Source organism: Candidatus Vogelbacteria bacterium (genome assembly GCA_021414225.1).
Classification (GTDB): Bacteria; Patescibacteriota; Minisyncoccia; order Phycocordibacterales; family XYD1-FULL-46-19; genus JAIOOX01.
The window spans coordinates 37,186-59,958 of record JAIOOX010000001.1 but is presented as its reverse complement, the minus strand read 5'-3'; the positions used below and the strand labels follow the sequence as shown (position 1 = coordinate 59,958).

The following is a 22,773-nucleotide window of genomic DNA, read 5'->3' as shown; positions in this document are numbered from 1 at the left end:
TAAACTAGTGATATTAAGTTTAACCTTTATTATCACTATGAATCACAATCAATACAGACAAGCTATCGAGCGAGAGCTCTCCAAGCTTAACAAAGAGATCGACGTTAAAATTATTACTGGTTTGGATTATCACGATGACGCCCGTCGCCACCGCCAACTACTTACCCAAATGAGACGAATGAGTACCAAGTCTTATTTTTGGCCACGGGCTTTTCGTTTAGTCTCTACTTTCTTATTCTAAATGTTTGAACAATACAAAAACAAAATTCTAGACTTTTATCGGACGCACAAGCGCATGCCGTCGTATCGCGAGATAGCGACACTGCTACAATTCAAATCTTCTAATGCGGCTTATCGCTTGGTAGAGAAGTTGATCGAAGCGGGGATAGTAACTAAAGATAACCAAGGGAAGTTGTTGCCAAATAAAATTTTTGGCGAAGTACCTTTACTTGGTTCGGTGACTGCTGGTTTTCCGGCGATGGCGGAGGAAGCGATGCTTGATAGTATTAGTCTGGATGATTTGATGATCGAGAAAAAAGAGAAAACCTATCTACTAGAGGTAGATGGGAACTCGATGATCGACGCGCATATCGCTGATGGTGATATGGTGATTGTCGAGAAGACCAATAGAGCTAGTGATGGTGATATTGTCATAGCTGAGGTGGACGGCGAATGGACGATGAAATATTTTAAAACTAAAAACGGTAAATCCTGGCTCGAACCAGCTAACAAAGATTTTAAAGCGATCTATCCAGAACAATCCTTAACGATTGGTGGAGTAGTGAAAGGGGTGATTCGTAAGTACTAGCTTTTCTAACCTGTTTTTGGTAGTAATGTTTTCAGACCGAACATCTCATTAGAAAGGGGGTGATAAATTTGGGTAATCGATATTTCTTTTTGAAAGGTTTTCTCGTTCCTGGGGCATTAAAAATCGATCTGGCCAACTCAGGTCAAGGGGGGCCGCGTAACATCCTTGACCCTGATTTGGCGGGTAATCACTTCAGTGGACTCCTGGAAGTTTGTGCTGAGGGTGCCATTACCGGTAGATTGCGTGAAGAGAGAGGTGTCTGTTTTATCGAAAAAGTCCTCTTGGACCTCGATTCGGGCACCCTTGAGTTTGAGGCCCAGTGTGAACGTGTGCCACGACTTGTCACCTACCGTTTCAAACGGCTTGAAGACTATCAGTGGCTCACAGGCGAAGCCTGGTTGCAGGGGTTGGGTTCCATAGGTAAGGCCAGGTGCGTAATTTTCGAAGTTCCGGAGGAGTTCTTTTTTCTAAGTGAACAAATTACTACACCAAGTCAAACTTAGTCCCCACCAGACCAAACAGAGCCCCGCTCTCTCGGTCTGGTGGGGTTTCTGTTTTTTTTGTACTTCACCCAAACAAAGTTTGTTATAATATTCGGCATGAAGATTCTAATTATCACGATCGGCAAGAAACACGACGACATTATTCGAGAGGGAATTGAACAATATACCAAACGGATAAAAAATTATTCACAGATTGACTGGAAAATTATTCCCACTAGCGATCCTAAAACTGAAGGCTCAAAAATTTTGTCTATTTTAGCGCCTGGCGACTTTTGTATATTACTCGACGACGAAGGGATAAATTATTCGTCAGAGAAATTAGCTGAATTAGTGAACGAAAGAATGGGGTCAAGTGATAAACGCCTGGTTTTTATAATTGGTGGGGCTTATGGTTTTGATAAGAAAGTAAAAGAGAAAGGTCAGATTGTATGGTCATTAGGTAAACTAACTTTCCCGCACCAGATTGTTCGTCTAATTGTGGCCGAGCAAGTCTATCGATCACTCACTATAATCAAAGGCGAGGGCTATCATCACGCTGGATAGGGTTATTGACCAGGGTGGTATAATTAACTAATGGAACAAAACTTACAACAAGCGACTTTTGGGGCTGGTTGTTTTTGGGGGGTGGAGGAAACCTTCAGAACTTTGACAGGAGTCATCGAGACCGCTGTGGGCTATATGGGTGGTGATAAGATTAATCCGACTTATGAAGAAGTGTGTACCGATGAGACTGGTCATGTTGAAGTGGTGCATCTTACCTATGATCCAACCAAGATTAAGTACGAGAGTTTACTAAAAGTTTTTTGGGAGAACCATGACCCGACCCAAATTGATCGTCAGGGTCCGGATACTGGAACGCAATATCGCTCAGTTATTTTTTACCATACTTCAGAGCAACGGGATTTGGCTGAACAATCGAAACAAGGGTTAGATGAATCGGGAAAGCTGGCCGATCGCGTAGCCACTCAAATTTTACCAGCTGAAATTTTTTATCCGGCCGAAGACTATCACCAGAAGTATTTAATGAAGAGAGGTTTAAATGTTTGCCACTAGTATTTGACTTAGGTGTTTGGTTGGGCGTATTCTAAATAAAGGAAGAGAAATGGGAGGATTTTTTTATGTGTACCACTCATTATGAAGGGCGCTTGTTAGTGTTTGATTGTTTACCGGAGGAGGTGTGTGACTGCTGTTGTCACAGGTTTTCTGACCGACCAAACTGTCTGCACTGGGCAGAGCCGTGTTGTTTTCTTTGTAACTTGTGCGGGCAGTTGATTAGGAGGGAGTTGTATTCTCAACATTACCGTCGGCATTTGGAGTCCAATAAAATAAAATCTTGGGAGGCTGTAAATATTGCTGTAGACATGGCAATGTTTAATAAAAAAAGACGGACATAGTTCTTTGGTGCGAGTAAGGTTGGCGGGGCTTTTTAAGTCCCGCCTTTGGAGTTTGAATCTATAAAGTGTTATTATAATTAGTAATTACTAAATTTATTTTCTTTCCTATGTTGAAACGCATTCAAAGTTATACTGACAATCCCGCTTTAGGTTTGTTGGCTCTACGTCTAACGGTTGGTATCCCTTTTGTGTATCACGGAGCAACTAAACTTATGAATATGGGGGCAACGGTCGCTTTTTTTGCTTCAATCAATTTACCAGCTTGGTTGGCTTGGTCGGTGGCTATAATTGAGTTGGTGGGTGGCTTGCTGATGATTGCAGGAGTGGCTACTCAGACAGTGGCGGTGCTTTTTGTGTTTATTATGGTGGGGGCGATCACTAAAATTAAAGGGGGAATGGGTTATGGTAATGGTGGTTATGAGTTGGATTTAGTTTTGTTGTTGGCTTCTATTGGAGTTATCTGTGCTGGCGCTGGTCGTTACACTCTCGAAAAATTTGTTAACAAAGGAAAGTAATACTAATTGATAATACTGGACTCCTACTGGTGAGTATATTTGACGGCAATGTCTAAAAAAAGAAAATCAAAAAAGAATAAAAGGTTTAATTTGGAAAAAATTTCCACCAAAGCGACTGCCTGGATTGGTTCAACCGAATCCTTAGCTGTTCATACTGCCTTGTTTATTTCAGCTTTTTTATTGGGCTTGCTAGGTGTTAATTGGGATCGGGTGTTACTAGTGTTAACGACCATTGTTTCTTTGGAGGCGATTTATTTAGCCATCTTCATTCAAATGACTGTTAATCGAAACACGGCTAGTTTGGAAGAAGTAGAAGAAGATATTGAGGAGATTCAAGCAGGAGTTGATACTATTCAAGAAGATGTTGATGAGATGCAACAAGATGTGGATGAAATTCAACACAATGTTGACGAGATTCAACAAGATGTGGATGAAATAGAAAAACAGGATGATGAGATTGAAGATATGACGGTGGCGACTTTGGAGACGATTAAGAAACAAATCGAAATCCTAACTAAAAACATTGAAGATTTAAGAAAACAATAAAAATGAAAAGCGTTATCATTCCACAACTAACTCCGCAAATCAAAGAGGCGATAGATAACTCGGAACGAATCTTGTTGCATTGTCACCCTAGTCCCGATCCCGATAGTGTGGGCAGTTCTTTGGCTGTGTATCACGCCCTTAGAGGGATAGGTAAAGAAGTGGTGGTGATTGGTGGAGATTCTCCTAAACCAGAAAACCTATCTGTCTTGCCTGGCTGGGCTGAGATAGTTGATAAGAATTTTGGCGAAATGGATTTAAGTCAATTTGATCTATTTATTATTCTCGATAGTGGTGCACCAGTTATGGTGACCAGACTACAAGAGGTAGTTTTCCCTGATCATTTAAAAACTATTGTGATTGACCACCACGCGACCAATACTGGTTATGGTCAGATTAATTTAATAGAGCCTGGTTATCCAGCGACAGCTCAAGTTTTGTATGATTTGTTTGAAGAGTTACAAATAAACATTACGCCAGATATAGCGATTTGTTTGTTGGTGGGGATGTACTATGACACTGGTGGTTTTCGGTTTAGGGCGACCACTAGTCGAACTTTTGAAATAGCGGCCAAGCTAGTGGAAATTTATCCCGATTTTACAGCTATTATCTCGGCTATTAGTGATCAGTTAGAACCAGAGCAATTATATTTTAAGGCGATGGCTTTTGAACATATTGAATTGTTTGGCCATGATCAAGTGGCAATTATTAGTATTCCTTATAGCCTATTAAAACAGCACGAAATTAAAGAAGAGAATATTAAAAACCAAGGTTTGCCTAACACTTTGATTACAGTGAAAGGCTGGAATATTGGCATCTCAATAATTGAAAAGGAAGAAGGTTTTAACCGGATTAGTTTTCGCGTTAAAGAAAGAAGTGGTTTTGATGTATCAAAAATAGCCTCCTTGTTGGGGGGCGGTGGCCACAAACCGGCAGCAGGGGCCTTGATTCAAGGCACCAACGAAGAAGCTAAACAAAAAGTGGTAGAAGCTATTTACACTGTCTATCCGGAGTTGCGTTAAATTTTATAATATGGTTTTCTAAAGGCTGGATTGAACAAACGGGAGGTGCCTGTGAAAACGGAAACGGAATCGGTTATCTTTTCAAATTGGCCAGGTATTTTGTTCGAGGGCTCTTGGCCCGATATTCTTTTTTATCGGGCGGCCCTCCGGGGGTTGAAACTGGAAGGCGATCCTGCTAAACCGACAACCATCAATGTTTCTGGTGCGGTGGCGTATGATCGTCAACAGCATCAACAGCTGGTGTGTCATCGGTAGGCTGTGGTCTCGTGTGTGACTCGGGTGTGTCCTCTGGCACCCCCGAGTTTTGTTATTTTGAGGCCCTTGTTTGGTTGACATTTCTCCTTTAGCGGGGTAATATGGCAAGAGCCCTGCGGGGCGTTTTAATTTACAACAAATATTATGTCTTGGCTTTCAGAATATATTAAGGGTACTCGAAGTGAATTGCGTCACGTTAACTGGCCGACTCGTAGAGATACGGTTATTTTTACAGTGGTAGTGATTATCACCTCTATTTTGGCTGGAGCTTACCTTGGTTTGTTTGATTTTATTTTTAATTTAATATTACGAGCGGTCATTTTAGGCTAAAAAATAATATCTATGGCTAAACAAGAATTAGATCAAGGACGTAATTGGTATGCTATTCATACTTATTCAGGTTATGAGAATGCTGTAGCTCGGAATTTGAAACAACGTATTGAATCTTTAGGGATGGAAGATAAGATTTTTAATGTTTTAGTTCCTAGTGAAAACAAAGTTAAAATTAAAGGTGGCAAGAGAGTGACCATTGAAGAGAAAATTTATCCTGGTTATGTTTTGGTAGATATGATTGTTACTGATGATTCTTGGTATGTGGTTCGAAATACACCTCGAGTAACTGGTTTTATTGGAGCGGGAACTGTGCCGGTACCACTAGAAAAGAAAGAGGTTGATGAGCTATTCCGTCGAATGGGTGACGATTCAGCTAAGCACGCTATTGATCTAGTGGTTGGGGAATCTATCACTATTGTGGATGGTCCGTTTAAAGAGTTTGAAGGAAAGGTTAGTGAGATCGACAATGAAAGAGGTAAGGTCAGGGTATTGGTGTCTATGTTTGGACGCGAAACTCCAGTCGAACTAGACTTCTTGCAGGTTAAGAAGATTTAAGGTAGTCTATAAACCACTAATATGGCAAAAAAGATTGTAAAACAAGTTAAATTACAGATTCCGGCCGGTAAAGCTAATCCAGCACCACCAGTTGGTCCAGTTCTCGGTCAAGCCGGGGTTAACATTGGCGACTTCGTTCAGAAGTTTAACGCAGCTACTGCTGAAATGGTGGGAGACGTTATCCCGGTTATTATCTCAGTTTACGAAGATCGTAGTTATGATTTTGTGCTTAAAACTCCACCGGTAGCGAACTTGATTATGCGAGCGATTGGGGTAGAGAAAGGTTCTGGTAAGCCAAATACTAGTAAGATTGGTAAAATCACTAAAGCTAAAATTAAGGAAATTGCTGAACGAAAGATGCCTGATCTGAACGCTGCTTCATTAGAAACAGCTATCAAGACTGTTATGGGGACCGCTCGGTCAATGGGTGTAGATGTGATTGATTAAATAAATCTTGAAAACCCCCAAAGCGTAAGCTTTGGGGGTTTTTGTTATCCACATTCGGAAAAAATGACTAGGTATCTTAATTGGACTGGTTCAGACTTTTGGCAGCAAGGCTTTCTGGGGGAGGGTGGTATTTTAGAAAACAAATAAAGTCTCAAAACAAGTCTGGGTGTTTTGAGTGGGAGGAGTATAATGACCAATATGACTGAAGATAAACAGGTCAAAGAGTCTTATCGTCGCCCGTCTTGGGACGAATATTTTATGAGTATTGCTGAGTTGGTTGGCAGTCGAGCGACTTGTGATCGAGGTCGGTCTGGCTGTGTAATTGTAAGAGACAAACGAATTTTAACGACTGGTTATGTGGGTGCTCCAGCTGGGGTGGCTCATTGTGATGAAGTTGGTCATGAGCTGAGTACGGTTTTAAACGATGATGGTACCCAGTCATTGCATTGTGTGCGGACAACTCACGCCGAACAAAACGCGATCGCTCAAGCGGCTCGAGTCGGAGTTAGTTTGGATGGGGCGACGGTTTATTGTCACATGACCCCTTGTTATATTTGTGCCAAGATCGTGATCAATGCTGGAATTAAGCGAGTAGTAGCTTTGAAGGATTATCATCGTGGCGGTCGGAGTAAAGAAATTTTTAAAGACGCTGGTGTGGAGTATGAGCTTTTGAATAATGAATTAGAAGTTTACGATAATATGAAATAATTATGAAAACTTTTGTCTACGATGAATTTAATCCAGAAGATATTGCGATGATGCAAGCGTTATACTCTCGGAGTGCTGAGAGTGTGGTGGAACATGCGGAGAAGGTTAAGAAAACGGGTTCAGGTAAGTTTATGGAGAAATTTTATGTTGGCTATGGTCATGCCAGTATTGCGGATTGCGGTAGTACGACGGTTTTTATTGAAGGAGTAAGTATGTTGGTGGCAAAAGCTGTTCAAGACTGGCCTCTTTACTCTGGCCAAGAAACTAGTTCTCGCTATATTGATTTTGCTCAACAAGAAATAGTTGATCCTCTAGGTACACCAGAATCTAAAAAAATTATTCAGAATTGGATAGATTTTTATAGTAAGAGTAAAGAGCCGTTGATTGCTTACTTACAAAAACGCTATCCGCGTCGGCCAGAAGAAGATGAAAATGTGTATTTGAAAGCTATTACTGCTCGTTCTTTTGATATCTTGCGTTCGTTTTTACCAGCAGGATCAACAACTCAATTGTCATGGCATACCAACTTACGTCAGGCGGCCGATAAACTAGCTTTAATGCGTTATAATCCATTACCGGAAGTTAGGGCGGTGGCCGAGAGTATTCACCAGGCTTTATCTGAAAAATACCCAAACAGTTTCTCGCACAAGAATTATGAAGGGCAGGAAAATTATCGTCAGTATTTAGTTGAAAATTTTACTTTTTATAATCCTAAAGTTTGTAATCCTAATTTTATTTATTCAACCACTATTGATGCTTCCAGCTTGAGTCAATACAAAGAGATATTGGCTAAACGGCCAATCAAAACTAACCTGCCTCATTTTTTGACGGAATTAGGAACTATTACTTTTGAATTTTTGATGGACTTTGGTTCGTTCAGAGACATTCAACGCCATCGTAATGGTGTTTGCCGGATGCCGCTATTGACCCCGCAGTGTGGTTTTAATGATTGGTACTTAAATCAGTTACCGGATGACTTAATGTTAGAGGCTTTGACTTTAATTAAAAATCAGACAGAAGCGATTCAGTCTTTGTCGGCTACTGATGAGATAAAACAATATTACGTGGCGATGGGTTTCAATACGCCATGTAAAGTTACTTATGGCTTGCCGGCGACCGTTTATACAGTAGAGTTGCGATCAGGTAAACTGGTTCACCCAACTCTAAGAAAAATTGCTCACCAAATGCATTATGGATTGAAAACCCTGTTTCCTGATCTAGTTTTGTATTCAGATTTAGAATTGGATAGTTGGGATGTTCGTCGAGGTTTAAGTGATATTAAAGAAAAATAATTATGAAAGATAAACAAATCACTAAATTAATAGACATAGAAAAAAAACGTCAGAAGAAAGTAGTTAATTTAATTGCGTCAGAGAATTATGTTTCAGCTGACGTGCTTAAAGCCTTGGGTTCGGAGTTAACTAATAAGTATGCTGAGGGATATTCTGGGTTGCGTTATTATGGAGGCAATGAAATTGTGGATCAGATTGAAAATATCTGTAAGGATCGAGCTCTTAAGTTATTTAAATTAAGTGCTAAAAAATGGCATGTTAACGTTCAAGCTTTGTCTGGCTCTCCAGCGAACTTGGCGGTCTACCTTGGTTTGGTGCCACTGGGCGGTAAAATAATGGGGATGTCGCTTGACCATGGAGGACACTTAACTCATGGCTATAAGGTATCAATGACAGGTAAGGCTTGGGTTCAGGTGCCGTATGGTGTATCTAAGGAAACGGAAGTTATTGATTATGAAGAATTAAAGAAAATAGCAATCAAAGAAAAGCCGACAATTATCGTAGCTGGTTTTACTGCTTATCCACGAAATATCAATTGGAAAAAATTTAGAGAGATAGCTGATGCTGGAGAATCTTTGCTGATGGTGGATATGTCTCATATTGCTGGTTTGGTAGCTGGTGGAGTTTATCCAAGTCCTTTTCCGTATGCTGATGTGGTCACTACGACCACGCACAAGACCTTGCGAGGTCCACGGAGTGCCCTGATCTTTTCTCTGATTGATGACCGGGATTTATATAAAAAAATAGATAAAGCGGTATTTCCAGGCTTACAAGGTGGACCACACCTGAATCAGATAGCAGCTGTGGCTGTTACTTTGCTTGAAGCTCAAAGTGAGGCCTATAAAAAATATGCTAAACAAGTAGTGAAAAATGCTAAAGCTCTAGGTGAAGCTCTTAAGAAAAAGGGCTGGCGATTAATTTCTGGTGGAACTGATAGTCATCTACTTTTGGTTGACACTTGGTTGGACGGTAAAGGGGTGGGCGGAAAAGCGGCGAGTGAAGCTCTAGAGAAGGTGGGGATTATTGTTAATAAAAATACCATTCCATTTGATAGTCGCTCGCCAGTAGATCCTTCAGGTATTCGTCTAGGTACGGCAGCTGAAACTACTAGAGGTAAAAAAGAATCAGATATGGTCAAAATAGCTGATCGAATAGACCGGGTAATTAAAAAACTGATTAATTAGGCATGATTAAGCAAGGTATTTTTATTGTCATTGATGGTACGGATGGCTCAGGTAAGGGGACCCAGACAGCTTTAATCATCGAACGTCTGGCAACTGAGGGGCGGAAAGTGAAAATGGTTGATTTTCCTCAATATGGTAATGGCAGTGCTTGGTTTGTTGAAAAATATTTACGCGGTGAATATGGATCAGCGGATGAAGTTGGACCTTATAAGGCCTCATTGTTTTATGCTTTAGATCGCTTTGATAAAGCGACCGAGATCAGACAGTGGTTGGCTGAAGGGTGGGTGGTGATCGCTAATCGTTATGTCTCCTCTAATATTGGGCATCAGGCTGGTAAAATTGCCGATCCGGTTGAGCGTCAAAAATTCCTGACCTGGTTATTAGATTTAGAGTTTGGAATGCTTAATATTCCAAAACCAGATGCGGTGATTATTTTGTTTATGCCACCAGCTGTAGGTCAAAAATTAGTCGATCAGAAGTCGGCTAGAGAGTACACTCAAGGTAAAAAAAGAGATATTCATGAAGCCGATCTCCAGCACTTAGAAAAAGCCTCACAAGCTTATTTAGAGGTCGCCAAACAATATGGTTGGACTGTAATTGATTGCGCTGATGGGGATAGGCCTAAACCTATACCAGATATTCATGAACAGATTTCAATTGTGATTAAAAAATTACTTAGTTAAATTTAGATATAAATATGAATTTAAAAATCAAGAAACTTAACCCAGAAGCTAAATTGCCTTCTTATGCTCATCCTGGCGATGTTGGTTTAGATTTATTTTCCCTTGAAAGATATGAATTACAGCCTGGAGAAAGAAGAATATTTTTTCTTGGTTTTGCTTTGGAGTTTCCAAATGGCTTTGCGGTCCTAGTTAAAGATAAAGGAAGTTTGCCAAAAAATGGCGGTATTCATACCATGGGTGGAGTTTATGACGCAGGCTATCGAGGGGAGTACAATGTTAATTTAATTAACTTAGGTCAAGAGCCTTATGTGATTGAGAAAGGAGATAAAATTGCTCAACTGGTTGTTATGCCGGTTGAGATTGCCACCCTGGAAGAGGTTGAGGAAATGTCAGAATCGAGTCGGGGAGATGGACGGTTTGGTAGTACAGGGAGAGCTTAATTTGCCCTCAACCAAAAAAACACCCCTCAATTGAGGGGTGTTTTTTTGGTTGATTACTGAACTTTACAGTGATTGCAGTTCGAGTCAGAGCAAGAACAATTCTGACATTTTTTACATTTACAATGTAGGAATGAAGCGATAGCAGCTAGACCAACGACAATATAAACAGTTGCTTCTAGGGTCGGTATTTTGCCAAACAGCAAGTTTACTAAATTTAAATTTCGTTCAACAAAATAACTAATACCAACTAAGCCCCAGTTTAGACCACCGATAGCTAACAAAATCCAACCAACTAAAGCGAGGTTACATTTATTTTTCATATATAGCTTATTTATTTAAATAACTAAGACCTTTATTAATAATTAAACTATATCACTTGAGTCTAGATTGGGCTATGAGGCTAATTTACGGTCATAAATAAACTGCTTTCCCTAGGGGCCTTTTATGTTATGATAGCCAAATAGGCTATGGTAACTAACGATATTAACCGAATTATTGGGGAGGCACTTAAAGAGCTTGGGGTTAAAAGACCTCAGGTAGTCTTAGAACATCCAGGCGACTTATCTCATGGTGACTATTCGACCAATGTTGCCCTGGTTTATGGTAAAAAGCTGGAGATGAGTCCTTTGGAAGTGGCTCGGGCGATTGTGGCGGCCTTCAATAAACAACCAATAGCGGGATTAGAAAAAGTGGAGATTGCTGGTTTTGGCTTTATTAATTTCTACCTAGCTCCTAGTTTTTTTGGTGATAGTCTGGAGATGATTGGTAAAAATGGGGCTAGTTACGGAGCTAACAATAATTTAAAAAATAAAAAAGTAATTGTTGAATATACAGACCCTAATCCGTTTAAAGAATTTCATTTGGGTCACTTGATGTCTAATATTATTGGTGAATCTATTTCTAGGGTTATTGGCTACAGTGGAGCAGAGTTGCACCGAGCTTGTTATCAAGGTGATGTAGGTTTGCATATTGCGAAAGCGGTTTATGGTTTACAACATCAGAAGTTTGATTTTTGGAAAGTTAAATTACTGGGTGACGAAACGACCCGTGCTAACTTTTTGGGTCGCGCTTATAGTTTTGGAGCTAAAGAATATGAATCTAATCCAGAGGTGAAGCAATTAATAATTGAGCTGAATAAAGAAATTTATTTAAGGAATAATAATTCAACTAATTACTATTATGATACCGGTAAAAACTGGAGTCTAGACTACTTTAATTCGATTTACAAAATACTTGGTACTAAGTTTGACCACTTCTTTTTTGAGAGTGCGACCGGGGACTTTGGTCAGAAGATAGTAATGGATTCCCTCAAGAAGGATATTTTTAAACAAAGCGATGGGGCGATTATTTTCCCAGGCGAAGACTTTGGTTTGCATACTCGGGTTTTTATAAACTCAGAAGGTTTGCCAACTTATGAAGCTAAGGAACTTGGTTTAGCTCATATAAAATATGAAGACTATCCTTATGATTTATCGGTTGTGATAACCGGCAATGAGGTCAATGACTACTTCAAAGTAGTTTTAAAGGCTATGGAGTTGGTTTTTCCTCAACTAGCAGAGAAAACGGTTCACTTGTCTCATGGTATGTTGCGATTGCCGTCTGGTAAGATGTCTTCACGGACCGGTGACGTGATTACAGCTGTCTCGATAATTGAAGATATAAAAAAGATGGTAGCTGATAAAATTAAAGATCGTGACTATGATCAGGCGACCAAAGCCCAGGTGGTCGAGGCGGTAGCGGTTGGGGCTATCAAATTCTCCATCTTGCGTCAGGCACCTGGAAAAGACGTGATTTTTGATTTTGACAAATCGATCTCGTTTGAAGGTGATTCTGGTCCTTATTTGCAATACGCTTACACGAGAGCTAAATCTATTTTAGACAAAGCCAATAAGGCTGGTATTGAAAAAACAACCAAGAAAACAGTGGAGGAAATTTATGTGTTAGAAAAGTTACTTTATCGTTTTCCAGAAGTGGTGGAACGAGCCGGCAAAGAATTCTCTCCACACTATATTGTGACCTATTTGTTAGAACTGGCTGCTAGCTTCAATAACTTTTACGCTCAAAATAAAATCGTTGACGCTAATGATTTGGAGTCGGGTTATAAAGTAGCTTTGACTGAAAGTTTCTCGATTGTGATGAAGAATGGTCTGTACTTGCTCGGAATAGTAGCACCCGATAAGATGTAACCTATGGCTGAACCAGAAAAAGAAACAAAAAGTAATGTCGCCAAACGTGAAGAAGAAATTCTGGAGTTTTGGCGTACCAATAAAATTTTTGAACAGACCGAAAGTCGGCCGGGTAAAGCGGGGGATTTTGTTTTTTATGATGGTCCGCCATTTGCCAATGGCTTGCCCCACTTTGGTCACTTATTGCCAACCTCGATTAAAGATGCTATTCCTCGCTATCAAACCATGAAAGGGAAGCGGGTCTTTAGACGCTGGGGTTGGGACTGTCATGGCTTACCGGTTGAGAATGTGGTTGAGAAAGAGTTGGGGTTAAAAGTTAAAAAAGACATTGAGACTTTAGGAATCGATGTTTTTAACGAAGCCGCTCGAGCGAGTGTGCTTCGTTATGCTTCTGATTGGAAAGAGGTTATTTACCGCATGGGTCGCTGGGTGGACATGGAGAATGATTATAAAACTATGAATCCTACTTACACCGAATCAATTTGGTGGATTTTTAAAATTCTCCATGACAAAAATTTGATTTACCAAGGGTTTAAGTCAATGCAATTGTGTCCGCGTTGTGAGACTACTTTATCTAACTTTGAAGTTAATCAGGGCTATAAAGACATTACTGATATCTCAGTGACAGTAAAATTTGAACTAGTTGATGAACCAGGGACCTATTTATTGGCTTGGACAACGACACCTTGGACCTTGTCTGGTAACGTGGCTTTGGCGGTTAACAAAGAAGTTGAATATGTGAAAGTGGTTAAGGATGGTAAATTTTATATTCTCGCCAAAAACTTAGTTGAAAAAAACCTGAAGAGTGATTATGAAATCGTTGAACAATTTAATGGGGAAAAATTGGTTGGTAAAAAATATAAACCAGTATTTGATCATTACTCCAAAGATGAAAAATTAGTCAATCGTGATAACGGTTGGCAAGTTTATGGAGCTGATTTTGTGACAACTGAAGATGGGACAGGGATTGTCCATATTGCACCGGCTTTTGGTGAAGATGATATGAAGTTGGGTCAGCAATACAATCTGCCTTTTATTCAGCATGTGGGCACCAACGGGGAATTCAAACTAGAAGTGACTGATCTGGCTGGTAAACAAGCTAAACCAAAAGACGACCACCAGGCGACTGATATTGAAGTGATTAAACTACTAGCCGCCAAAGAGGTGTTATTTGCCAAAGAAAAAATCGTCCACTCCTATCCTCACTGTTGGCGCTGTGATACACCACTTCTCAACTACGCCTCCTCGTCGTGGTTTGTAAAAGTAACTGATTTTAAAGATAAGCTAATTGCTAATAATCAGCAGATCAACTGGATTCCCGATCATATTAAAGATGGGAGGTTCGGTAAATGGTTAGAAGGGGCTCGCGATTGGGCTATTTCTCGATCCCGTTTTTGGGGAGCACCACTGCCGGTCTGGAAATGTGATTCTTGTGAAAAAAGCGAAGTCCTTGGTTCGGTGGAGGATTTGGTGAGCAAACTTCCAACTCGTGGAAATAAATTTATTTTGATGCGCCATGGTGAAGCTGGTGGTAATGTTCGAGATGTTATTAGTGATGATCCAACTGAAGTTAATAAATTAAGTGAGACTGGTAGGAGTCAGGTATCAAAAACAGCGAGTGGTTTGAAAGATATAGGTATAACTAAAATCTTTGCCTCACCATTTGTGCGGACTCAAGAGACAGCCAAATTGGTGGCGGAGACGATCGGTTTTCCAATCGAGGATATTGTTACTGAAGAGAAAATAAGAGAACTTAAAACCGGGGGCTTTAATGGTAAACCTTGGGCGGAATTTAATGCCCAGTTTAAAAATAGAAATGAACGTTTCTTTAAGGCTTTACCTGGAGGGGAAACTATTCATGAAATATCAGCTCGAATGTTGGGTGCTATCATGGATATTAATAATAGTCATGAAAATGAAACAATCCTGGTTGTTTCTCATGGTTTACCACTGTTCTTGGCGGAACAGTATTTGAATTTCAAAACAATTGACGACTTATTAAAAATAGAAAAATGGAGTGACTTGTATTTCAAAACTGGTGAAGCTAGAGAGGCGGTGGTTAGGTCATATCCTCATAATAAAAATTATGAGTTAGATCTTCATCGCCCATACATTGATGAATTTAAGTGGACCTGTTCATGTGGTGGAAATCTTATTCGAGTATCTGATGTGTTTGACTGCTGGTTTGAGTCTGGATCGATGCCTTACGCCCAAGCGCATTATCCGTTTGGAGATAAAAACCAGTTTGATCCTGAGACTAATCAAAATTTCCCAGCTGATTTTATTGCTGAAGGTTTAGACCAAACTCGAGGCTGGTTTTATTCGCTGTCTGTTTTGTCGACGGCTTTGTTTAATAAACCGGTATTTAAAAATGTGATTGTGAATGGTTTGATTTTGGCGGAAGACGGTCAAAAGATGAGTAAGAAATTGAAAAATTATCCAGACCTTCATCCGACAATTGATAAATATGGGGCTGATGCTTTACGCTTTTATTTATTGGGTTGTCCATCAGTTAGAGCGGAGGAGTTTGCTTTTTCAGAGCGAACTCTGAGTGAGACTAGTCGGCGAGTCATTGCTCGACTGCAAAACGTAATTTCTTTCTATGAAATGTATGCAGATAAAGATCTGAAGATTGGTTCTGAAAAATCTGACAACATTTTAGATCTTTGGATTACCAGCCGACTAAACCAGGTCACTTTAGAGGTGGGTAAAGCGCTGGATAACTATGAATTGGACCGAGCGGTTAGACCAATTGATGACTTTATTGATGACTTGTCCAATTGGTATATTCGTCGTAGTCGAGATCGGTTTAAAAGTGAAGATATAAAAGATCGGACTTTGGTCAAAATAACCACTAGTCACGTCTTACTTGTCTTAGCTAAAATAATGGCCCCGCTTACACCGTTTATAGCTGAAGATATTTTCCAAAAATTAAAAAATCCCGAAGATCAAATTAGTGTCCACCTAACTGACTGGCCTGTGGCCACTTCTTTTGATGAAGTAGTGATTGCTGATATGGCCGAAGCTAGAATTATTGTTGAGCAGGGATTGCGCTTGAGAGCTGAAGCGGGAATTAAAGTTCGCCAACCACTAGCTCAATTGATGATTAAAAAGACATTAAGTCCGGCCTACTTAGTCATGATCGCTGAAGAGGTTAATGTAAAAAATGTTTCGGTTGATGAGACCCTGTCCGAACCTGTCCAGTTGGATACAAATATTACCTCTGAGTTAAAAGAAGAAGGTTTGGTTAGAGATTTGATTCGACATATTCAAGAATTGCGTAAAAGTAATGGTTTATTACCAACTGATATTGTTAGTGTGGTAATTAGTACTGATCCAGACAGTCAGATTTTAGTAGAAAAGTACCAAACCGAAATTTTGCGAGTAACCAACTCTCGATCGATCGTGTTTGAACTGATAACAGGGGTTGATAGTTTATTGATTGATGGTCGATCTTTCTCTTTGGCTTTACGTTAAATTATGGCTCATCACATATATCACACGGATGGTGTTGTGATCTCGAAAACGAGTGTCAGTGAGTGGGATGCTCGAGTGGGTGTTTTTACGAGAGATTTAGGTTTAATTTTTGTTCACGTTAAAGCTTATCGTCGTCCAGAATCTAAATTAAGACCACATCTATCTTTGTATAGTTATATTAGACTGAGTGTAGTGAGAGGTCGGGAAGTGTGGCGGTTGGTGGGGGTAGAAAATTATGGTCTTACGACTGTTTTTGTTAAACATAAATCCGCTCGACTGGTTGTGGGACAAATTATCAACGTGGTCAAAAGGTTGGTTAAGGGTGAGGATAGTCACCCTGTTCTGTTTGACGATATTTTAGGCTCGTTCAAACAGATTAGTTTGGTTGTTGATCAAGGGCGTCATTTAGAATTAGAAAACATTGAGCTCGTTACTTTATTGCGAGTTCTGCACCACTTAGGTTACATTCCTGATATTCCAGAATTACGGATCTTCATCGACCATTTCTCTTGGACAGACTTAGCTCAAATTAAATTAGACGCTGTCCGTCGACCAATGATTCAGACTATTAACAACTCACTCAAGGCTACTCACCTGTAGTATTTTTGACGAACTCTACTCATGGTATAATTATTAGATGAACGCTAATAATGAAGAATTTAATCGGATCGAGGAATTAAAGAAAAGATTATACGATCGAGATGTTTCTGTTGGGGGAGTAAGGCGATCAAAATTATCTCCTAAATACCAAGAAGTGGTCCCAGTTTGGACTGATTCCAATCAGGCCATCACTTCAAATAATGATAGTTTTACAAAAGGCTTTCTCTATAAATTAGCTTTAATCTCGGCTATTTTTTTTGCTTTAACTCTGGCGGTCGCTGGATTTTGGTTTTTTCAGGGAGCCAATTTAATCTCCAATCGTAATATTGATTTTTCTATTAGTGGTCCCGCTACTACCAAGGCTGGCGACGAAACAAATTTTCAAATTATCATAACTAATCGTAATAAATTAGCCCTAGATCAAGTGGTCTTAACGGTTGAGTATCCTAACGATACTAAACAACCTGGTGATGCTACTGTACCATTACGTAAAGTAGAATTACCAGTTGGTAGTATTGCTCCCGGTGAAACTATCAACAAGTCAGTCTCGGCGGCTTTATTTGGTAATGAAAACGAAGCCAGAGAAGTGACTGGTTCGATTGCTTATCGAGTTTACGGATCGAATGCGGTCTATCAAAAAGATTCCAAATATAATTTAATTATTAGCTCACCGCCGGTTAGTATTGCGATTACAGCTGTTCCAGAATCGATAGTTGACCATGAAGTTTCCTTAGATGTTAAAATTACTTCTAACGCTCAATCAGTGTTGCGGGGGATTGCTTTGCAGATCAGCTATCCCCGAGGATTTGAATTTATCAGTTCGACCTTAGAGCCAACCAAAGACAACAACTTTTGGGTTTTGGGTGAGATAAAATCCGGGAGTGAGCAGAATTTTACTATTAAGGGCCGACTAACAGGAGTTAATCAAGAGGTAAAGATTTTTCAGGCTTTACTTGGAGTTCAGGATATTATTGATGAAGGAGCGATTGAAACAAAATTTACTGAAGTGTTTAAGACTATAACCCTAAAGCAACCGTTTATTGCTCTGGATACAAGTATTAATGGTAGTGCTTCTATTGAACCGGTGGTGACCAGTGGGGGCACTATTCGGGTTGATTTAAACTGGATTAATAGTTTGGCTAGTAAGGTGGTCAATAATCAGCTAGAAGTGAGTTTGTCGGGAGAGCCTTTTAATAAATCTAGTGTTTCTCCAGGCACGGGTTTTTATCGAGTGAGTGATGGAACGATTAGTTGGACACAAGTGGCTGAACCTAAGTTGGCTGATATAACTTCGCTTGAGTCTGGTAAAACTTCTTTTACGTTCAACTCTTACTCTTTGTTTGATCAAGCGATGGCTGGTATTGTTAATCCAACTATTAAACTTAATGCGGTGATTCGAGGGACGAGAATTTCTGAGGGCTTTCCAACTGAAAATATTGAAACCAAAATTAGTCGAAAGATTAAATTGAATTCTATTTTGCGCTTATCAGCCAAAGTGCTTCACCAGACCGGGCCTCTGACCAATACTGGTCCAATCCCGCCAAAGGTGGATCAAGAGACCACTTATTCTATTGATATATCTGTTTTGAACACCTCAAATGATGTTAGTGATTCCTATGTTAAGGTGGTCTTGCCTCAAGGGGTGAGATTTATCGGAGAAACAACTCCCAAGTCGGAAAAAGTAACTTATAACCCGGTCACTAGTGAGGTGCGGTGGGATCTAGGTAGGGTAGTAGCAGGAACAGGGGTTAAAATGGCTCCTAGGGAAGTGATCTTCAAAGTAGGGCTTACTCCTAGTCTTACTGATCGTCAGCGGCCGGCGGTTATAGTCAAAAATATCCTATTATCTGGGGTTGATCTTTTTACTAATAATACTTTACAAGATACTAAAAATACTTTAAACACTAGTTTGTTATCAGAGCCAGGGTTTGAAGTTAAGGACGGTTTGGTGGTAGAGTAAGAGTCATGGATACAGAGAAAACGATGGAAAAGATAGTTAGTTTAGCTAAGAGGCGCGGTTTTATTTACCAGGGCTCGGAAATTTATGGTGGCCTGGCTGGGACTTGGGATTACGGCCCTTTAGGGGTAGCGCTTAAAAATAATATTAAACGGTTGTGGTGGAAGCGGTTTGTAGACGATCGAGAGGATATGTATGGTTTTGATGCGGCTATTTTGATGAATCAAAATGTGTGGCAAGCTTCAGGTCACGTGGATGGATTTGCTGACCCCTTGGTTGAATGTGTTAAGTGTCAAAAACGTTTTAGAGCTGATCACTTAGCTGACAAAGAAAAATGTCCAGACTGCGGGGGAGCTTTAGGAGCTGAGAAAGCTTTTAATATGATGTTTAAAACTAATGTGGGGGCAGTCCAAGACGAAACATCAGTGTCTTATTTACGACCAGAAACAGCTCAGGGGATGTTTGTGAACTTCAAAAATGTGCTGGACTCTTTTCATCCCAAATTGCCGTTTGGTTTGGCTCAGATTGGAAAGGCTTTTCGTAACGAAATAGCGCCTCGGGATTTTGTGTTTAGAACTCGAGAGTTTGAGCAAATGGAAATTGAATATTTTGTTAAGCCGATCGACTGGCAAAAAGCTTTTGAAGAGTTAAGATTGGAAGTCTTGGCTTTTAATGCGGAGATTGGCTTGGAGGCTGGACATGTTCATGAGTTGGAGGTGGCAGCGGAAGACCGGGCCCATTATTCTGAAAGAACAATTGATTTTGAATTTGATTTTCCTTTTGGTCGCAAGGAGCTTTATGGTTTAGCTTATCGAACCGACTACGATCTCAAAAAGCATTCGGAAAACTCCACTGTTGACTTGTCGTACTACGATGAAGAGTCTAAAGAACGTTTTATTCCACATGTCATTGAACCGTCTTTTGGGGTAGATCGAACAGTTCTAGCTGTATTGAGTGATGCTTATCGAGAAGATGAAATGAATGGAGAGGCTCGAAGTTATTTGGCTTTAGCCCCTAGTGTCGCCCCTGTGCTAGTGGCTGTTTTCCCACTTCTTAAAAATAAACCAGAATTAATTGCTAAGGCTCGAACGATCTTTGCTGAACTAAAAGCCAATTTTGGCCGAGTAGTCTTTGATGATAATGGCAATATTGGTAAACGTTATCGCCGTCAGGATGAGATAGGAACTCCTTACTGTGTGACTATCGATTTTGATACCCTTGAAGATGAGACGGTCACCATTCGTCATCGTGATAGCGGTGAGCAAGAACGGGTGACCATAGCCGGCCTAATAACCAAGCTCAACTCCTAAGCTTATTGCGAGTCGGGTAGTTTCTGTAGTAACATAAGGCTAATGGAACAAGACTCTAAAAATACTCCAATCCAAGTAACTATTACGACTGGTACTGTCTGGCGGGTATTTTTTGTGGCCTTCTTGATTTTGCTTGGTTATTTATTATTTGATTTGGTGTTGATCTTGTTGACTTCAGTGGTACTGGCTTCAGCGGTAGAACCGGCGACTCGTTGGTTTATGAATTATAAATTTCCACGAGTATTAGCTGTGCTGACTATTTATGTGGTTTCTTTTTGTGCTGTTTTTAGTTTTTTGTATATCTTCATACCACCCCTCTTTTTAGAGGTTTCCGATCTTTCTAATAATATTCCAGAACAAATTGATTCTTCATCCGTGGTTGGTTATAACTTTGAACCAGTCTTATCTCTAGGGGGGATTGAAAAAAGTTTTGTTTTAAAAGATTTAATCGAACCAGTTGAACAGGCGGTGGGTCAATTTACTGGTGGTTTATTTACGACTGCTAGTACGGTCTTCGGTGGAGCTTTTAGTTTTATTTTGATTTTAGTTATTTCTTTCTACTTATCAGTTCAAGAGAAAGGAATTGAAAACTTTATTAAACTAGTCGTACCTTATCGTAATGAACCTTATATTCTTGATTTGTGGAACCGGTCCCAGATTAAGATTGGTCAATGGATGAAAGGGCAAATTGTACTGGCTCTGATTGTGGGCGTTTTGGTCTTTTTAGGACTCACTATTTTGCAAGTTAAATATGCCTTTGTGTTGGCGGTAATTGCGGCCTTCTTTGAGTTGATTCCAGTTTTTGGGCCGATCTTAGCCGCTGTTCCAGCGGTGATATTAGCTTTTACTGATAATACCACCGCTGGTTTGATGGTGATTGGATTGTATGTGATCATTCAACAGTTTGAAAACCATCTGATCTACCCGCTAGTGGTTAAAAAGGTGGTTGGTTTATCGCCAATTATTGTTATTTTAGCCCTGTTGGTGGGAGCAAAAATAGCCGGCTTTCTAGGAATTATTTTGTCGGTACCACTGGCTACCATCTTGATGGAAATAGCCAACGATTTCGAGAAAAGAAAAGCGCGCATGAATGAAGCTCGATAACCAGTTTAGTTTTTATGTCTAAACAGTTTTATATCACCACCACTTTGCCTTATGTTAATGCTGAACCGCATGTTGGTTTTGCTATGGAGTTGATTAGGGCTGATGTGATCGCTCGGTGGCGTAAATCAGTGGGTGATGAAGTCTTTTTTAATACTGGTACTGATGAACATGGTTCCAAACTATGGCAAGCCGCCCAAAAAGAAGGTAAAGAAGTAAAGCAGTATGTCGATGAATATGCTGAAAAATTCAAAGGTTTAGTCAAGTTGTTAGGTATTTCAGAAGATATTAATTTTGTTCGCACTACTGATGCCAAGCATGAAAAAACCGCTCAAGAATTTTGGCGCCGTTGTCAGGCTAATGGTTTTATTTATAAAAAAGCTTACCAAATTAAATATTGTGTCGGATGTGAATTAGAAAAAACAGACTCCGAACTAGATGATAAAGGGGAGTGCCCGCTTCATCCTGGCCGAGCAATTGAGTTAATTGATGAAGAAAACTATTTTTTCAAATTTTCCGCTTTTCAACAACCATTGTTAGATTTTTATACTAAACATCCTAAGTTTGTTTTACCTGATTTTAGATTTAATGAAATTAAAGCTTTTGTCGAGAGAGGATTAGAAGACTTTTCTATTTCTCGGTTGAAATCTAAAATGCCCTGGGGTGTAGCTGTTCCCGATGATTCAGACCAAGTAATGTATGTTTGGTTCGATGCATTGGTTAATTATATCTCCACCTTAGGTTGGCCTGACAACCAGGCTCAATTTGAGGCTTTCTGGGTCAATGGAACACCGACTCAATATTGTGGTAAGGACAATTTGCGTCAACAGTCGGCTATGTGGCAGGCCATGTTGATGTCGGTCAATCTACCGAATACTCATCAGGTGGTAATAAATGGTTTCTATACTGGCGAAGGGGGGATTAAGATGTCTAAGTCAATCGGTAATGTGGTTAATCCTTATGATGTAGTGGCAGAATACGGAGTGGATGCTTTGCGCTATTTTGTGACCAGGGAAACTTCTTCTTTTGATGATAGTCCTTTTACGATGGAAAGATTTAAAGACACTTATAATGCCAATCTGGCTAATGGTTTGGGTAATTTGGTGTCACGAATTATGAAAATGGCTGAAACTAATTTAATGAAGTGTCCGGCTTTGGTTCCAGCACTACCTTCAGTTGATTTTCAGACTGCTTTATCTGAATACGACACCAATAAAGCGGCGAGTGTGGTTTGGGAGATAATCACTAAGCTCGATAAAAAAATCCAAGACACTCAACCATTTAAATTGGTAAAAACTGATCAAGCGGTTGGAGTTAAAATTATTGAAGAGTTGGTTACTGATTTATACACTATTAGTCAAATGTTAAATCCACTTATGCCCGAAACTGCTAAAATCATTCAACAATTAATTGAAGAAAATAAAGCCCCAGCTCAGCCTTTATTTTTACGCAAGGATTAA

General features: G+C 39.9%; 24 protein-coding genes. 23 read left to right on the top strand and 1 reads right to left on the bottom strand.

What is annotated here, in order from left to right:
• The first annotated feature begins 37 nt into the window (after positions 1-37).
• From K8Q91_00315 to dut, 16 genes are all read left to right on the top strand, one after another.
• A complete protein-coding gene (locus tag K8Q91_00315; GenBank protein MCE9628439.1) occupies positions 38-241 on the top strand; it encodes a hypothetical protein in 204 nt (67 codons plus the stop codon).
• Positions 242-808: a transcriptional repressor LexA gene (gene lexA / locus K8Q91_00310; protein MCE9628438.1), complete on the top strand. Its 567-nt coding sequence runs from the start codon at positions 242-244 to the stop codon at positions 806-808. It begins immediately after the preceding gene.
• Between the two features lie 68 nt (positions 809-876).
• Positions 877-1,311 carry a hypothetical protein gene (locus K8Q91_00305; protein ID MCE9628437.1) on the top strand — a complete coding sequence of 145 codons (435 nt, stop codon included), beginning with the start codon at positions 877-879 and terminating at the stop codon, positions 1,309-1,311.
• 96 nt (positions 1,312-1,407) lie between these two features.
• Positions 1,408-1,854, top strand: coding sequence for a 23S rRNA (pseudouridine(1915)-N(3))-methyltransferase RlmH (locus tag K8Q91_00300; GenBank protein MCE9628436.1), 447 nt, complete (start codon positions 1,408-1,410; stop codon positions 1,852-1,854).
• A 30-nt stretch (positions 1,855-1,884) separates the two neighbouring features.
• Positions 1,885-2,364: a peptide-methionine (S)-S-oxide reductase MsrA gene (gene msrA / locus K8Q91_00295; GenBank protein ID MCE9628435.1), complete on the top strand. Its 480-nt coding sequence runs from the start codon at positions 1,885-1,887 to the stop codon at positions 2,362-2,364.
• A 448-nt stretch (positions 2,365-2,812) separates the two neighbouring features.
• Positions 2,813-3,220: a DoxX family protein gene (locus K8Q91_00290; GenBank protein MCE9628434.1), complete on the top strand. Its 408-nt coding sequence runs from the start codon at positions 2,813-2,815 to the stop codon at positions 3,218-3,220.
• Positions 3,221-3,268: 48 nt separating this feature from the next.
• Complete coding sequence (locus K8Q91_00285; protein MCE9628433.1) at positions 3,269-3,766, top strand: DUF677 domain-containing protein; 498 nt, start codon at positions 3,269-3,271, stop codon at positions 3,764-3,766.
• A gap of 2 nt (positions 3,767-3,768) precedes the next feature.
• Entirely contained in the window at positions 3,769-4,785 is a 1,017-nt protein-coding gene (locus K8Q91_00280; protein ID MCE9628432.1) for a bifunctional oligoribonuclease/PAP phosphatase NrnA, read from the top strand.
• A 399-nt stretch (positions 4,786-5,184) separates the two neighbouring features.
• Positions 5,185-5,370 carry a preprotein translocase subunit SecE gene (gene secE, locus K8Q91_00275; protein MCE9628431.1) on the top strand — a complete coding sequence of 62 codons (186 nt, stop codon included), beginning with the start codon at positions 5,185-5,187 and terminating at the stop codon, positions 5,368-5,370.
• Positions 5,371-5,382: 12 nt separating this feature from the next.
• Complete coding sequence (gene nusG / locus K8Q91_00270; GenBank protein MCE9628430.1) at positions 5,383-5,928, top strand: transcription termination/antitermination protein NusG; 546 nt, start codon at positions 5,383-5,385, stop codon at positions 5,926-5,928.
• A 21-nt stretch (positions 5,929-5,949) separates the two neighbouring features.
• Positions 5,950-6,375, top strand: a complete 426-nt coding sequence (gene rplK, locus K8Q91_00265) for a 50S ribosomal protein L11 (protein MCE9628429.1) — start codon at positions 5,950-5,952, stop codon at positions 6,373-6,375.
• Positions 6,376-6,573: 198 nt separating this feature from the next.
• Positions 6,574-7,083 carry a cytidine/deoxycytidylate deaminase family protein gene (locus tag K8Q91_00260; GenBank protein ID MCE9628428.1) on the top strand — a complete coding sequence of 170 codons (510 nt, stop codon included), beginning with the start codon at positions 6,574-6,576 and terminating at the stop codon, positions 7,081-7,083.
• A gap of 2 nt (positions 7,084-7,085) precedes the next feature.
• Complete coding sequence (locus K8Q91_00255) at positions 7,086-8,375, top strand: FAD-dependent thymidylate synthase (GenBank protein ID MCE9628427.1); 1,290 nt, start codon at positions 7,086-7,088, stop codon at positions 8,373-8,375.
• Positions 8,376-8,377: 2 nt separating this feature from the next.
• Entirely contained in the window at positions 8,378-9,559 is a 1,182-nt protein-coding gene (locus K8Q91_00250) for a serine hydroxymethyltransferase (GenBank protein ID MCE9628426.1), read from the top strand.
• A gap of 2 nt (positions 9,560-9,561) precedes the next feature.
• Positions 9,562-10,242 carry a thymidylate kinase gene (locus tag K8Q91_00245; GenBank protein MCE9628425.1) on the top strand — a complete coding sequence of 227 codons (681 nt, stop codon included), beginning with the start codon at positions 9,562-9,564 and terminating at the stop codon, positions 10,240-10,242.
• Positions 10,243-10,256: 14 nt separating this feature from the next.
• The gene (dut, locus tag K8Q91_00240; protein ID MCE9628424.1) at positions 10,257-10,682 is read left to right on the top strand and encodes a dUTP diphosphatase; all 426 of its coding nucleotides are present in this window, start codon (positions 10,257-10,259) and stop codon (positions 10,680-10,682) included.
• Between the two features lie 53 nt (positions 10,683-10,735).
• Here dut and K8Q91_00235 read toward each other — a convergent pair whose 3' ends face one another.
• The gene (locus tag K8Q91_00235; protein ID MCE9628423.1) at positions 10,736-11,002 is read right to left on the bottom strand and encodes a DUF378 domain-containing protein; all 267 of its coding nucleotides are present in this window, start codon (positions 11,000-11,002) and stop codon (positions 10,736-10,738) included.
• A 147-nt stretch (positions 11,003-11,149) separates the two neighbouring features.
• On the opposite strand from K8Q91_00235, the gene argS reads away from it, so the two are divergent.
• Genes argS through metG form a run of 7 tightly spaced genes read left to right on the top strand, consistent with a single transcriptional unit; the run spans position 11,150 to position 22,773 of the window.
• A complete protein-coding gene (gene argS, locus K8Q91_00230; GenBank protein ID MCE9628422.1) occupies positions 11,150-12,868 on the top strand; it encodes an arginine--tRNA ligase in 1,719 nt (572 codons plus the stop codon).
• A gap of 3 nt (positions 12,869-12,871) precedes the next feature.
• Complete coding sequence (locus K8Q91_00225; protein ID MCE9628421.1) at positions 12,872-16,345, top strand: class I tRNA ligase family protein; 3,474 nt, start codon at positions 12,872-12,874, stop codon at positions 16,343-16,345.
• A gap of 3 nt (positions 16,346-16,348) precedes the next feature.
• Positions 16,349-16,945 carry a recombination protein O N-terminal domain-containing protein gene (locus K8Q91_00220; GenBank protein ID MCE9628420.1) on the top strand — a complete coding sequence of 199 codons (597 nt, stop codon included), beginning with the start codon at positions 16,349-16,351 and terminating at the stop codon, positions 16,943-16,945.
• Between the two features lie 37 nt (positions 16,946-16,982).
• Positions 16,983-18,905 (top strand): hypothetical protein, encoded by a 1,923-nt coding sequence (locus K8Q91_00215; GenBank protein MCE9628419.1) that lies wholly within the window; start codon positions 16,983-16,985, stop codon positions 18,903-18,905.
• Between the two features lie 23 nt (positions 18,906-18,928).
• The gene (locus K8Q91_00210; GenBank protein ID MCE9628418.1) at positions 18,929-20,212 is read left to right on the top strand and encodes a glycine--tRNA ligase; all 1,284 of its coding nucleotides are present in this window, start codon (positions 18,929-18,931) and stop codon (positions 20,210-20,212) included.
• A 42-nt stretch (positions 20,213-20,254) separates the two neighbouring features.
• Positions 20,255-21,316, top strand: coding sequence for an AI-2E family transporter (locus K8Q91_00205; protein MCE9628417.1), 1,062 nt, complete (start codon positions 20,255-20,257; stop codon positions 21,314-21,316).
• 14 nt (positions 21,317-21,330) lie between these two features.
• Positions 21,331-22,773, top strand: a complete 1,443-nt coding sequence (gene metG / locus K8Q91_00200; GenBank protein MCE9628416.1) for a methionine--tRNA ligase — start codon at positions 21,331-21,333, stop codon at positions 22,771-22,773.